This is a genomic window from Cognatilysobacter segetis (genome assembly GCF_004359965.1).
In the GTDB taxonomy this organism is placed as follows: Bacteria; Pseudomonadota; Gammaproteobacteria; order Xanthomonadales; family Xanthomonadaceae; genus Cognatilysobacter; species Cognatilysobacter segetis.
In genome coordinates, this window is record NZ_SMRQ01000015.1 from 1 (window position 1) to 12356 (window position 12356).

General features: G+C 71.6%; 12 protein-coding genes. 8 read left to right on the plus strand and 4 right to left on the minus strand.

All coding sequences use genetic code 11. The features are described from left to right. Window positions 1–425 precede the first annotated feature (425 nt). The 7 genes from dusA to E4F61_RS04895 all read left to right on the plus strand — a co-directional run bounded on the left by dusA (window position 426) and on the right by E4F61_RS04895 (window position 7333). A complete protein-coding gene (gene dusA / locus E4F61_RS04865) occupies window positions 426–1433 on the plus strand; it encodes a tRNA dihydrouridine(20/20a) synthase DusA (RefSeq protein ID WP_274380527.1) in 1008 nt (335 codons plus the stop codon). Then, on the plus strand, window positions 1430–2353 hold the full coding sequence (locus E4F61_RS04870; RefSeq protein WP_133478549.1) for an arginine deiminase-related protein: 924 nt from the start codon (window positions 1430–1432) through the stop codon (window positions 2351–2353). Before dusA ends, E4F61_RS04870 begins: the two co-directional genes overlap by 4 nt. Window positions 2354–2464: 111 nt before the next feature. Then, window positions 2465–2791, plus strand: a complete 327-nt coding sequence (locus tag E4F61_RS04875) for a hypothetical protein (protein WP_133478550.1) — start codon at window positions 2465–2467, stop codon at window positions 2789–2791. A gap of 129 nt (window positions 2792–2920) precedes the next feature. Next, the gene (locus tag E4F61_RS04880) at window positions 2921–3604 is read left to right on the plus strand and encodes a response regulator transcription factor (protein WP_133478551.1); all 684 of its coding nucleotides are present in this window, start codon (window positions 2921–2923) and stop codon (window positions 3602–3604) included. Between the two features lie 197 nt (window positions 3605–3801). Next, window positions 3802–5202, plus strand: a complete 1401-nt coding sequence (locus E4F61_RS04885) for an ATP-binding protein (protein WP_133478552.1) — start codon at window positions 3802–3804, stop codon at window positions 5200–5202. Between the two features lie 35 nt (window positions 5203–5237). After that, the gene (locus E4F61_RS04890) at window positions 5238–5954 is read left to right on the plus strand and encodes an HAD family hydrolase (RefSeq protein ID WP_133478553.1); all 717 of its coding nucleotides are present in this window, start codon (window positions 5238–5240) and stop codon (window positions 5952–5954) included. Then, window positions 5951–7333, plus strand: a complete 1383-nt coding sequence (locus E4F61_RS04895) for a leucyl aminopeptidase family protein (protein ID WP_133478554.1) — start codon at window positions 5951–5953, stop codon at window positions 7331–7333. Before E4F61_RS04890 ends, E4F61_RS04895 begins: the two co-directional genes overlap by 4 nt. A 36-nt stretch (window positions 7334–7369) precedes the next feature. Here E4F61_RS04895 and E4F61_RS04900 read toward each other — a convergent pair whose 3' ends face one another. Genes E4F61_RS04900 through E4F61_RS04915 form a run of 4 tightly spaced genes read right to left on the minus strand, consistent with a single transcriptional unit; the run spans window position 7370 to window position 10883 of the window. Beyond that, entirely contained in the window at window positions 7370–7972 is a 603-nt protein-coding gene (locus E4F61_RS04900; protein ID WP_133478555.1) for a response regulator transcription factor, read from the minus strand. A gap of 50 nt (window positions 7973–8022) precedes the next feature. Then, a complete protein-coding gene (locus E4F61_RS04905; protein WP_202908946.1) occupies window positions 8023–9177 on the minus strand; it encodes a sensor histidine kinase in 1155 nt (384 codons plus the stop codon). Window positions 9178–9219: 42 nt separating this feature from the next. Further along, entirely contained in the window at window positions 9220–9984 is a 765-nt protein-coding gene (locus E4F61_RS04910; RefSeq protein WP_133478556.1) for an ABC transporter permease, read from the minus strand. After that, window positions 9981–10883, minus strand: coding sequence for an ABC transporter ATP-binding protein (locus E4F61_RS04915; protein WP_202908947.1), 903 nt, complete (start codon window positions 10881–10883; stop codon window positions 9981–9983). Before E4F61_RS04915 ends, E4F61_RS04910 begins: the two co-directional genes overlap by 4 nt. Before the next feature lie 203 nt (window positions 10884–11086). Here E4F61_RS04915 and E4F61_RS04920 point away from each other — a divergent pair, with 203 nt between their 5' ends. Continuing rightward, window positions 11087–12337, plus strand: coding sequence for an efflux RND transporter periplasmic adaptor subunit (locus tag E4F61_RS04920; RefSeq protein ID WP_133478557.1), 1251 nt, complete (start codon window positions 11087–11089; stop codon window positions 12335–12337). Window positions 12338–12356 lie beyond the last annotated feature (19 nt).

The window sequence follows — 12356 nt, forward strand, 5'->3', positions numbered from 1 at the left end:
GCCGCTTCGCGGCGCGGCTTAACTCAGGTGTTCAGTACCACTGCCGCAGGCCGGGCGGGTTGCGGTAAGCGAAACAGGCGCGCTATTTATCGGCGAAAGTCCATGGATGCCGCATAAAGCGACGCACCTGCCACTTGAAGCGGCACGCGAGGCGCTGTTTACGAGTGGTAGTGGCGCTTTCTACGCCACGTGAGGCGCTCGAAGCGCCACCTATGCCCCTTTCGAGGGCGCGCGCGCCTGGAAAAGTGGCACGCGTGCCGCAAGAAACCGGACACGCGCCGCACAAAGCGACACGAGAGCGGCGCGGCAGGGACGCGCGTGGCGTGTGAAGTGGGATCGATGCCGAATAAAGCGCCAGCGGTGCCGCTTTTTTCGCCTTCAAAGCCATCGGGCGGTGCGTGCAAGCCGCCAATTACAATGGCGAGGTGAATAGTTCGCCTCCCGCGCCCCTCTCCGTAGCCCCCATGATGGATTGGACCGACACCCACTGTCGGGCCTTCCACCGCGTGCTTGCGCCCAGCGCGGTGCTCTACACCGAGATGGTGCACGCCAACGCCGTGATCCACGGCGACCGCGCCAAGCTGCTGGCCATGGATGCCAGCGAGCACCCCGTGGCGCTGCAGCTGGGCGGCAGCGAGCCGTCGCTGCTGGCGCAGGCCGCGCGCATCGGGGCGGACTGGGGCTATGACGAGATCAACCTCAACTGCGGCTGCCCGTCCGACCGCGTGCAGGCCGGGCGCTTCGGCGCCTGCCTGATGCGCGAGCCGGCGCTGGTGGCCGATTGCGTCGCGGCGATGATCGAGGCGGTGCGCGGCAGCACGCGGCCGCACGTGCCGGTGACGGTGAAGTGCCGCCTCGGCGTGGACGACGACGACGACTTCGCCACCTTCCTCGCCTTCATCGACACCGTGGCCGCGGCGGGCTGCGCCACCTTCGTGGTGCATGCGCGCAACGCGTGGCTGAAGGGGTTGTCGCCCAAGGAGAACCGCGAGGTCCCGCCGCTGCGCTACGACTGGGGCTACCGGCTCAAGGCCGAGCGCCCGTCGCTCACGGTGCTGCTCAACGGCGGCATCGCCGCGATCGAGCCCGCCGTGGCCCACCTGTCGCACGTGGACGGCGTGATGCTGGGCCGCGCGGCGTATCACGACCCCTACGTGCTGCATCGGCTCGATGCGCGCCTGGCGGGCAGCCCCGAACGCCCCCGCGAGGCGCTGCTGCGCGATTACCTGCCCTACGTGCAGCGCCAGCTCGACCGCGGCGTGCCGCTCAAGCACATCACCCGCCACATCCTCGGCCTGTTCCTCGGCGAGCGCGGCGGCCGCGCGTTCCGCCAGGTGCTGAGCGAGGGCGCGCACCGCCCGGGCGCGGACGTGTCGCTGATCGAGACCGCACTGGCCTGCACGCAGCCGCAGCCCGAGCAGGGCGCCGCATGATCACGCGCGACCGCGAGCGCTTCCTCGAGGTCGCGATGCGCTGCGCGCCGGACGTCGGCCCGGCGACCGCGCGCGGCGCGTTCCTGGTCACGCCCGAAGGCTTCGCGCGCGCCGAGCAGTCGGCCGAGGACAACCGCTACATGGCCGACGCCGCGGGCTACGACGCCGACGCCGCGCTCGCCGCGCATCGCCGCCTGCAGGCCGCGCTCGCCACCTGTCTTCCCGTCGTCGCGTTCCCCGGCGATGCAGCCACGCCCGATGCGACGTTCCCCAACAACGCGTTCGCCACCGCGCGCGTGGCCGGCCGGGGTCGCCTCATCGTCGGCCGCATGCGCCACGAGGTGCGCCAGCGCGAGACCCGCCGCGCGGACATCCGCGGCTTCTTCGGCGACGTGCTCGGCTACGAGACGGTCGACCTGTCCACGCAGGCCCATGCCTGCGAACTCCCCGGCGCGCTGGTGATCGATCGCGCGCGCGGGCTCGGCTTCGCCGGCCTGTCGGAGCGTTGCGACGAGGACGGCGCGCGGCGCATGCACGAGGCATTCGGCCTGCGCGCGACGTTCGTGTTCGACCTCGCGCCCGGCGAGTACCACACCAACGTGGTGCTGGCGGTGCTGGCCGGCCGCGCGATGCTCTACGCGCCGGGCGGTTTCGCCGACGCCGACGATGCGCACGCGATCGCGCGGCTGTACGCGCCGCATGCGTTCGCGCTGTCGCCGGAGGAGGCCGCGGCCTTCGTCGCCAACTCGATCGCGCTCGATCCGCAGCGTGTCTGGATGAGCGCGCGCGCCGCTTCCGCCCTGCGTGAAGGCACGCGCGCCGGGCTCGCGCGGGCCGGCTTTTCGGTGCAGAGTGTGGACCTCGACGCGATCGAAGCGGCCGGTGGTTCGCTGCGCTGCTGCGTCGCCGAGATCTTCTGAAGGACTGAACGGATGCGTGCGTGTGAAGCAAAAGTTCAGAGCGGATTCACCGCTTCGATCCAAGAATTCCTTCGCATCACGGTGCCCTGTCGCCGTCGAGTGAGCCGCGTCATGCCCTTTGGTCGTCCGTTCCTTGCCCTTTCCCTGTTGCTCGTCACCGGCGCCGCCCTTGCGGGTCCGCCCGGCGGTGGGAAGGGCGGCGCGCCCGTGCAGGCGCCGCGCACGGTGATGACCCACGAGAGCCGGGCCGACGAGCATTCGCTGGCCGAGTCCGTGCGGCGCGTCGAGCGTGCGACGGGCGGGCAGATCCTCAGCGCCGAGCGCGTGCCCTTCGACGGCCGCGACATGAACCGCATCAAGGTGCTGGACCAGACCGGCCGGGTGCGCGTGATCACCGAGGATTCCCAGCGTCACCCGCCCCGCGGCGGCAACGACTGACCGTTTCCTGACCGCCGCTCGTCGGCGGCCGCCGTACACGCCGCAACGACGGCGGCAATGGCTAAGCTACCTGAACAGCCGGCCGGCCCCAGCCGAGCCGAGCGCTGCGCTGCCTAGGAGCTTGGGAAAATGCGAATCCTGCTGGTCGAAGACGAAGCCCCCCTGCGCGAGACCCTCGCTGCCCGCCTGCGGCGCGAGGGCTTCGCCGTCGATGCGGCGCAGGATGGCGAGGAAGGGCTGTACATGGGCCGCGAGGTCCCGTTCGACGTCGGCATCATCGACCTCGGCCTGCCGAAGATGTCCGGCATGGAGCTCATCCGTGCGCTGCGCCAGGAAGGCAAGAAATTCCCCGTGCTCATCCTCACCGCGCGGTCGAGCTGGCAGGACAAGGTCGAGGGCCTGAAGCAGGGCGCCGACGACTACCTGGTCAAGCCGTTCCACGTCGAGGAGCTGCTCGCCCGAATCAATGCGCTGGTGCGCCGCGCCGCGGGCTGGAGCAAGCCGCAGCTCGAGTGCGGCCCGGTGGTGCTCGACCTCGCCGCGCAGACGGTCAACGTCAACGGCAGCAACGTCGACCTGACCAGCTACGAGTACAAGGTGCTCGAGTACCTGATGATGCATGCCGGCGAGCTGGTGTCGAAGGCCGACCTCACCGAGCACATCTACCAGCAGGATTTCGACCGCGATTCGAACGTGCTGGAAGTGTTCATCGGTCGCCTGCGCAAGAAGCTCGATCCCGATGGCCAGCTCAAGCCGATCGAGACCGTGCGCGGCCGCGGCTATCGCTTCGCCATTCCGCGCAGCGGCGAATAAGCCTGTCCCGCCGACGTCGGGCCCGCGCACGCGTGGCCTTCGGCGCGGCCGTCTGCGGTCCTCTGCGACAGACGTTCCCGTCCGGCTGAACCCATGCGGTTTCCACGACTGCACGCTCCCTTCGCCTCCTGCAATTCGCGCTGTACGCGGTGCGACCTGCAGTGGCCGCTCGCGCGTGCATCGCGCATGATCGGCGGATGAGGATCGGCCAACCGCGCTCGCTGCAGACACGCCAGTTGCTGGTGGCGAGCCTGTTCCTCGTCGCGTTCCTCGCGCTGGCCGGCTATGCGCTCGATCGCGCCTTCCTCAGGACCGCGCGCGACCACCTCCGCGAACGCCTGCAGAGCTACGCACTTTCGCTGGCGCGCGACGGCGAGTTCGCGCGCGACGGCACCTTCGTCGTGTTCAACACGCCCGATGCGCGTTTCCAGCGCCCGGGCAGCGGCCTGTACGCCGAGGTGGTGTTCCCGAACGGCCACTGGGATTCGGAATCGGCGCAGGGCCCGCGGCTGCCGCCCGCCCCGCTGCTGCCGGCGCGCCGGAGCCGCTTCGAGGGTCCGTTGGCGATGCACGAGATCGACGGTCGCGCCGGCGAGGTCTACCGCTACGGCATGGGCCTGATCTGGTCGAGCGACGACACCAACAAGGCGGCGGAATTCCCGTACACGATCTACATCTACGAGCACACCGACGCGCTGCGCGACCAGGTGACGGTGTTCCGCACCGCGCTATGGCGCTACCTCGGCGGTGCGGGCCTGCTGCTGTTGCTGCTGCAGGGCGTGATCCTGCGCTGGAGCCTGCTGCCGATGCGGCAGGTGATCGACGAGCTCAAGCGCGTGCAGCGCGGTCAGGCCTCGCGCATGAGCGAGCAGCATCCGCGCGAGCTCGAACCGCTCACCGATTCGATCAACGCCTTCATCGAGAGCGAGCGCGAGAACCTCGACCGCCAGCGCAACACGCTGGCCGACCTCGCGCATTCGCTCAAGACGCCGCTCGCGGTGATCCGCTCCAAGCTCGACGACGAGACCGCGCAGCCCGAATCGCTGCGCGACGAGGTGCGGCTGCAGGTGCAGCGCATGAACGACATCGTGTCCTACCAGCTCGCGCGTGCCGCCAGCCGCGGTCATGCGCTGTTCGCGCAACCGATCGCGATCGCGCCGCATGCCGAGCAGATCGTCACCAGCCTTGAAAAGGTCTACGCCGGCAAGGGCGTGATCTGCGAGTTCGAGCTGGACGAGGACATGCAGTTCTACGGCGAGGCCGGCGACCTGCAGGAGCTGCTCGGCAACCTGCTGGAAAACGCGTTCAAGTGGGCAAAGTCGCGCGTGCTGCTCACCGTCAAGCCGATCGCCTGCGCCGACGGCCGCCGCCCCGGCCTGCTGATCGCGGTGGACGACGACGGCCCGGGCATTCCGGCGGACAAGGTGGCGCTGATCCTGCAGCGCGGCGTGCGCGGCGACGAGCGCGTGCAGGGCCACGGCATCGGTCTGGCGATCGTGCAGGACCTGGTGCGCGCCTATCGCGGCGAGCTGCACGTGTCGGCGTCGGCCGAACTCGGCGGTGCGCGTTTCGAGGCCCGCATGCCGCCCGGGCCGTGAGGGGCCGCCACCGGCGCGACCGGTAGAATCGACCGATGCTTCCGCGAATCCGCGCCATCACGCTCGATCTCGACGACACGCTGTGGCCGATCATGCCGGCCATCGATCGCGCCGAGGCCGCGCTCGACGCCTGGCTCGCGGCGCACACGCCGCAGGTGGCGACGCAATGGCCGCTGCCGCGCCGGCAGGCGCTGCGGTTGCAGGTGGATCGCGAGCGCCCGGAGATGGCGCACGACATGACCGCGCAACGCCATCTCATGCTCGAGCGCATGTTCGCGCTGTCCGGTGAGCCCGCCTCGCACGTGGAGCCCGCGTTCGAGGCGTACTTCGCCGCGCGCTGCGAGGTCGAACACTATCCCGATACCGTCGACGCGCTGGAGCGCCTTGCCGCGCGCCTGCCGCTCGCCTCCGTCAGCAACGGCAATGCCTGCCTCACCCGCATCGGGCTGATGCCGCTGTTCCGCTTCCAGCTCGGCGCGCGCGAGCACGGCGCGGCCAAGCCGACGCCGAGCATCTACCTCGAGGCCTGCGAGCGCCTCGGCGTGGATCCGGCCGCCGTGCTGCACGTGGGCGACGACGTGGAGGCCGACGTCGTCGGCGCCGCGCGCGCGGGCCTGCGCACCTGCTGGATCGATCGTCGCGGCGAGCGCTGGCCACGCGACGACATCCGCCCCGACCTGCACCTTCCCGATCTCGCCGCGCTGGCCGACTGGGTCGACGCGCACCTCGCCACGGACACCCCCACCGCATGAACCTGCCCACCGGATTCGTCGATGCCTCCGCTTCCACGGCTGCGCTGCCGCTGCACGTGGTCGACCGCGCGCGTGCGCCGCAATGGCGCGAGGCGCTGGCCGACGCGGCGCGTGGCTGGGTCGAGGCGCAGGCCTTCGACGCGTCGCCGGGTACCGCCATCGTGCTGCCCGGCGCCGACGGCCAGCCGGCGGGCGCGCTGCTCGCCGTCGGCGACGCGCTGGATCCGTTCGCCTACGCGCACGCGCCGCTCGCGCTGCCGGCGCGGGACTGGTCGCTCGCGCACGACATGCCCGAGCCCGCGCGCGACGCCCTGCTGCTGGGCTGGGGCCTGGGCAGCTACCGCTTCACGCGCTACCGCGCCGCGCCGCGCCCGCCGGCGCGCCTGGCCGTCGACACGCTGCCCGACGAGGTGCGCGACGTGCTCGCGGCGATCGTGCGCGTGCGCGACCTCGTCAACACGCCGACGCAGCACATGGGGCCGGACGAGCTCGAGCGCACCGCCTGCGAGATCGGCGAGGTGCACGGCGCGCGCATCAAGGTGGTCAGTGGCGACGACCTCGTCGAGCAGAACTTCCCGGCGATCCACGCGGTCGGCCGCGCCTCGCACCGCGCGCCGCGGCTGATCCGGCTCGACTGGGGCGATGCATCGCATCCGCACGTGGCCATCGTCGGCAAGGGCGTGTGCTTCGACACCGGCGGCCTGAACATCAAGGCCGGCGAAGGCATGCGCAATATGAAGAAGGACATGGGCGGCGCCGCGCATGCGATCGCGCTGGCCGAACTGCTCATGGCGCGTCGCGTGCCGCTGCGGCTCACGCTGCTGGTGCCCGCGGTGGAGAACGCGATCGGGCCGGATGCACTGCGCCCCGGCGAGGTCATCGCCACGCGCAGCGGGCTGCACGTGGAGATCGACAATACCGATGCCGAAGGCCGGCTGATCCTCGGCGATGCGCTGGTGCACGCGGCCGAAGGCTCGCCCGCGCTGCTGATCGACTTCGCCACGCTCACCGGCGCCGCGCGGATCGCGCTGGGTCCCGACCTGCCGGCGCTGTACGCCAACGACGAGGCCCAGGCGAACGCGCTGCTGCAGGCGTCGAACGAGGCGCGCGATCCGCTGTGGCGCATGCCGCTGTGGCAGCCGTACTGGCGCTACCTGTCGAGCGGCATCGCGGACTTCGCGAACAGCGGCCCGTCGCGCATGGCCGGCAGCATCACCGCCGCGCTGTACCTGCAGCGCTTCGTACCCGCCGGCCAGCCGTGGCTGCACATGGACACCTACGCCTGGAACGACGCCGACCGTCCGGGCCGCCCTGCCGGCGGCGAGGCGCAGGGCCTGCGCGCGGTGTACGCGATGCTGCGGGACTTCGCGAAGACCTGAGCGCCGCGCGTCTGCTGACGCGAGCGCGCGCGGCCGCTACAACCAGCCCTTCTGCCGCGCTAGTCGATACGCCTCGACGCGATTGGCCGCGCCGAGCTTGCCGATCGCCTCGGACAGGTAATTGCGCACGGTGCCGGCCGAGAGGTGCAGCTGCGCGGCAATGTCGTTGCCGGTCATGCCTTCGCCGGCCAGGCGCAGCACCTGCCGCTCGCGGTCGTTGAGCGGGTCGGCCTCCGACCACGCATCCACCGCGAGCTGCGGATCGATCGCGCGGCCGCCGCGATGCACCTGCCGGATCGCGTTCGCGAGCTGCTCGGCCGGCGCGTCCTTGAGCACGTAGCCGCCGACGCCGGCGTCGAGCGCACGGCGCAGGAAGCCGGCGCGCGCGAAGGTGGTGGCGATGACGATGCGCACCGGCAGCTCGTGGCGGCGGATGCGCTGCGCGAGTTCGAGGCCCGTCAGCCCCGGCATCTCGATGTCGGTGACCAGCACGTCGGGCTTGAGGCGCTCGACCTCGCGCCAGGCCGCGATGCCGTCGGGCGCAGCGCCGACGACCTCGATGTCGGGCTCCAGCGCGAGCAGGGCGGCGAGCGCGCCGCGCACCATCGCCTGGTCTTCGGCCAGTAGCACGCGGATCATCGGCAGCGCTCGCGCATCGTCATCGCGCGAAGGCTAGCAGGCCCGCGACGTCAGGCGGCCGCGGCACCAAGGCCTTCGTCGGGCGGCGACGCGGCGGCCTTCGGCAGCGGCACGCAGGCCTCGAGCCGGGTGCCGGCCGCGGAGGATTCGATGCGCAGCTTGCCGCCCAGCGCTTCCAGGCGCTCGCGCATGCCCGACAACCCGTTGCCCGGCGCGATCGCGCCGCCGCGGCCGTCGTCGGCGATGCAGAGCTTCACCTCGCGCGGTGTCGACGAGAGCGTGACCTCGGCATGCCGCGCACGCGCATGGCGCTGGATGTTGGTCACCGCCTCGCGCACGGTGAGCGCGAGCACGGTCTCGATCTCCGGCGGCAGCGTGACCGGCGCGAGCGCGTACTGCAGCTCCACCGCATCGGCCTCCAGCAGCAGCCGCGCCGACGCCAGCTCGGCGCCCAGGCCGGCCGCGCGGATGCCCGTGACCGCGCTGCGCACCTGAGTCAGCGCCTCGCGCGCGACGCGGCTGACCTCGTCGAGCTCGCGCCGTGCCGCGGCGGGATCGCGCTCGACCAGCTTGCCGGCGAGCTCGGACTTCAGCGCGACCAGCGACAGCGTATGGCCGAGCAGATCGTGCAGATCGCGGCCGATGCGCTCGCGCTCGGCGAGGGCGGCGAGGCGGCGCACCTCGTCGTGGCTGAGCTTGAGCGCGGTGTCGGCCTGCCTGCGACGGATGTAATGCACGTTCATCAGGCCCACCACGAGGCCGACGATCACCGCGTTGAGCACGAACAGCCATGGAAAGCCGAGCCACAGCCAGTACGCGGAGTACAGGGCGAGCAGGGCGCACATCATCACGATCGCGCGGCGCGGCACCAGGCAGAACGGCACGTAGGCGCAGGCGTAGATGACGTAGCCCTGCGCGCCCGGATTGAGCGGCGTGATCGCGAAGCCGAGCAGCGCCATCGCCAATGCGCCCCACGGCACCCAGCGCCGGTCGCCGTAATGCACGCGGTGGAACAGCAGCAGGAAGACCGCGTAGCTCGCCAGTGTGGGGGCGAGCCAATGCGGAAAGGCCTTCCGGTCCATCAGCGGCACCAGGAAGATCCAGATCGACCACACGAGGTTGAGCCAGCTCAGCCAGCCGGTGCCCGGTTCCATCAGCCGCAGCAGGGGCGGCCGGCCGGCATCGACGCGCGCGTTCGGAGTCATGGCAAGAGGCCTCGGGTTCGCCGCCATGATGCCGCAGCGGCCTCAGCCGCGCGCCAGCCGTCGGCGTGCGGCCAGGCCGAAGGCGACGCCGTACACCGCCAGCACCGCGACGTGCAGCCCGGTGCGGCCGTCGCTGGTCGAGCCGACGACCGACAGCGCGATCTGCGCCAGGTGGTGCGCCGGCCACAGCGGCGCGAGCTTCGCGATGATCGGCGGCAGCATGGAGAGCGGCATCCAGAGCCCGGCGAGGAAGGCCATCGGCAGGTAGATCATGTTGATGATCGCCGGCGCGCCCTGGCCGCTGGCGATGCTGCCCACGTACAGGCCGATCGCGCAGAACGGCAGCACGCCCAGCATGTCGACGAGCACGAGCGTCACCGCCTGCGCGGGCGAGAGCGACACGTGGCCGAGCGTCATGCCGATCACCATCAGCAGCAGCGAGATCACGACGGCGAACACCATCGCCATCGCCATGCGAGAGAGCAGTACCGCGCCGGCCGGCACCGGCTGCGCGCGCTTGAGCGCCAGAAAACCGCGCTCGCGGTCCATCGCGATCGCCACGCCGAAGCCGAACAGGCCGGGCGCCATCACGCCGAACACGCCGTACGTGGCCAGCAGGTGCGTGGCGACCTGCGGCCCGCCCTTGTGGTTCAGCAGGATCGCGAACAGCGTGTAGAACATCGGCGGGAACACCAGCGTGGGCACCGCGAACGACGGCGAGCGCAGCAGGCGCAGGAATTCGTTGCGGGTTTCCAGCCAGTAGGCGCGGGCGCGGTTCGCGCGGGCGGGCAGGGCGACGGCGTTCATGCGGCCTCCTTGGTGATTTCGACGAAGGCGTCGGCGAGGCCGGCGCGGATGATCTCGAGGTCCGACAGCGTCGGATCCTCGGTGAGCAGGCGGTACACGACGGCTTCCACGGCCTCGGCGCAGACCTCCAGCCGCTCGCCGTCGTGCACGGCGGACTGCACGCCCGGCCACGCGGCCACGCGCGCCGCCTCCAGTCGCGACCGGCAACGCACGCGTCGCTGCGAAACGCGCGCGCGGATCTGCGCGACGCTGCCCTGCGCGACCACGCGGCCACCGTTGACCACCACCACGCGATCGGCGAGCGCCTCGGCTTCTTCCAGGTAATGCGTCGTCAGCACCACGCCCACGCCATCGGCGACCAGCTCGCGGATCGCCGCCCACAGCCTCTGGCGCGCGTCGATGTCGAGCCCAGTGGTGGGCTCGTCGAGGAACAGCAGGCGCGGCCGGCCGCAGACCGCCATCGCGAACTGCACACGGCGCTGCTGCCCGCCCGACAGTCGCCCGTAGCGGCGCTCGAGCAGGCCGTCCAGGCCGGCCAGCGCGACGCAGTCGGCGATGCTGCGTGGGTTCGCGTAGTAGCTGCGCGTGACCTCGATGAGTTCGCGCACCTTGAGCGTCTCGGGGATGCCCGCCGTCTGCAGCATCACGCCGATGCCGGCGCGCGCATCGAGCTCGCGCGGGTCGCGGTCGAACAGCTGCACGCGGCCTTCGTCGGCGGTCGCGAGCCCGAGCATCAGCGCGATGGACGTCGACTTGCCGGCGCCGTTCGGGCCGAGCAGTGCGAGCACCTCGCCGCCGCGGACCTCCAGGTCCAGCCCGTCCAGCGCGACGACCGCACCGTAGCGCTTGCGTGCGCCGGCCAGCCGGGCCAGCGGGGACATCGTGATCGTGGAACCCATGACGCCTCTCCGAGGGAACGTGGCGCCACGATGCGCGCCACGCGGCTCGCGCGGCAGTCGCGGCTGTCAGGCATTCCGCATGACAGACGTCAGGTGACGCCGGCGGGGCCCGGGTCTAACCTGCCGCCACGTCGCAGCAGCCCGTCGACCGGCACCCCCCGGACGGTCATGCTGGCGACATCCCACCGTCGTACTGGAATGCGATGAACACGTCCGCCGACCTGCTGAAGGAACTCCGCATCGACCGCAGCGCACCGCCGCCGCCGACCGGCCGCCGTGGCCTGTGGATCGGCATCGCGATCGGCGTGCTGGCGATCGGCGGCGGCGCGGCGTGGCTGCTCACGCGCGGCGGTGGTGGCCCCGAGGTGCGCGTGGCCGAGGTCACTGCGGTGGCGCCGGGCACGGGCGCCGCGGTGCTCGATGCCACGGGCTACGTCGTCGCGCGGCGCATGGCCACCGTGTCGTCGAAGGTGACGGGCAAGGTGCGCGAGGTGCTGATCGAGGAAGGCCAGCATGTCGACGCCGGCTACGTGATGGCCACGCTCGATCCGATCGATGCCGACGCGCAGCGCGCGCTCGCCGCCTCGCAGGTGGCCGCCGCGCGCAGCCAGATCGCCAGCGTGCAGGCGCAGCTGCGCGAGGCCGAGGCGAACGCCGCGCGGCTGTCGTCGCTGGTGCGTCAGCAACTGGTGTCGAAGGCGCAGTACGACCAGGCCATCGCGCAGCGCGACGCCCTGCGCGCACAGCTCGCGACCGCGCAGCGCAATACCAGCGTGTCGAGCGCGGGCCTGCGCATCGCGCAGCAGGGCGTGGACAACACCGTGGTGCGCGCACCGTTCGCCGGCGTCGTCATCGCCAAGGCCGCGCAGCCGGGCGAGATCGTCTCGCCGCTGTCGGCCGGCGGCGGATTCACCCGTACCGGCATCGGCACGATCGTCGACATGGACTCGCTGGAAGTCGAGGTCGACGTCGGCGAGGCCTACATCGGCCGCGTCAAGCCGGGCATGCCGGTGGTGTCGACGCTCAATGCGTATCCGGACTGGAAGATTCCCGGCGAGGTCATCGCGATCATCCCGACGGCCGATCGCGGCAAGGCGACGGTGAAGGTGCGCGTGGGCTTGGGCCAGCGCGACGCGCGCATCGTGCCGGACATGGGCGTGCGCGTGAGCTTCCTCGAGCGCGAGGCACCGAAGGCCGCGCCGCGCGCGACGGTGCTCGTGCCGTCGGCGGCGGTCGTTGATGCGGGCGATTCGGCGGTCGCGTACGTCGCCGAGGGCGACGACGCCAAGGCCACGGTCGCGCGCCGCACGCTGAAGCTCGGCCGCACGCTCGGCGACGACCGCGAGGTGCTCTCGGGCCTGTCCGGCGGCGAGCGCGTCGTGCTCGATCCGCCGGCCGATCTCGCCGACGGTGCGCGCGTGCGCATCGCCAAAGACAACGCCGGCGCGGAGTAACCGCCCGGTTCCATTCCCC